This is a genomic window from Vibrio sp. 03_296, from assembly GCF_002265885.1.
Genome location: NZ_NPKW01000582.1, coordinates 1 through 1,101, shown reverse-complemented (window position 1 = coordinate 1,101; position 1,101 = coordinate 1). Strand labels below are relative to the sequence as shown.

Sequence of the window (1,101 nt, the reverse complement as noted above, 5' to 3'; positions counted from 1 at the left end):
ACAGCGCTAAGTCGTTATTATTGTTGCGCAGAGCCACATCACCTCGTGTGATCGCCTCTTTTCAGACACTGGCATCACGTCAGAGCTCAACGTATCAATCGGTCGGCCACTCGTACAAACTGAGATCATACTGTGGGCCTTGCGGCTCCTGGCTCGCACAACCATAAAGTGTTATGGCCACCAGCAAWCCCAATACGCGTTTTTGTCATTTTCATTCCTTCCCCCTTACCCCAGCGCATCCGATAGCGATAGCAACGCAGGCCCAACGGCGACAATAAAGAAACAAGGCCATATAAATAACAGTAGTGGAAAAATCATTTTTGTCGGGATTTTTGCTGCAATTTCTTCCACTTCCTGATTGCGTTTATCGCGAAAATCTTCTGTGTAATCACGCAATGTTTGCGACAACTGCCACCAATTTTGGAGGCATGAGAGAGCATATTAACCAAGCCGTTGATCTCCGACAGACCCGTTCGCGTTACCAACTCTTCCAAACGCCGTCGACATCCTCAATCCCCGGCTTTTGATTTTGGCGCAAACCGTATCTAACTCATCGGACAAACTCCGGATGAGAAATGGCCAGCTCATCGGCCACCTTTCTCAGCGCAGCGTTAAAACCCAAACCAGATTCTGTACACACCACCAATAAATCCAGCGCATCTGGCACACCAGCCCGGATCATGCGTTGACGCTTTTTCACAAATGATTCAAACCGATGTTGGGATGTAYAAGCCCCCGCAACGGCAACCACCATCACCAACGTACTGTTATCCATATCTAGGCAATAAAAAGAACACCGCCGCTGCACCGCCAAAACCCAGCACCGCAAAAAAGGTTTTGATTGCATAGAACACCGTCAACGCGTCACGGTTGTGAAAACCCGCATGCATTAACTGACTACGAATGCTCTCCCTCTCTTTCGAATCCTTGCCGACCACGATCGGCGCTAACGACTCCAACGTGTTTTCCACTTTGCGGCTTTTTTTCTTCAGCGCCTTACCCGACACTTCTTTGTGGATCTGTTCTAGTTTTTTCTTCACTGGCGCTCGGTTGCCAGAAAAGACCACAGCAACCGTGACCACCAACAAGCTGGTGGAGATC

2 pseudogenes are annotated in these 1,101 nt (G+C 49.1%); both read right to left on the bottom strand.

Annotated features, from left to right (window positions below):
• Positions 1 to 193 (bottom strand): annotated as a pseudogene (locus tag CIK04_RS34090) (hypothetical protein); the annotation flags it as partial.
• A 32-nt stretch (positions 194 to 225) separates the two neighbouring features.
• A pseudogene (locus tag CIK04_RS26340) lies at positions 226 to 1,101 on the bottom strand (type II secretion system F family protein); the annotation flags it as partial.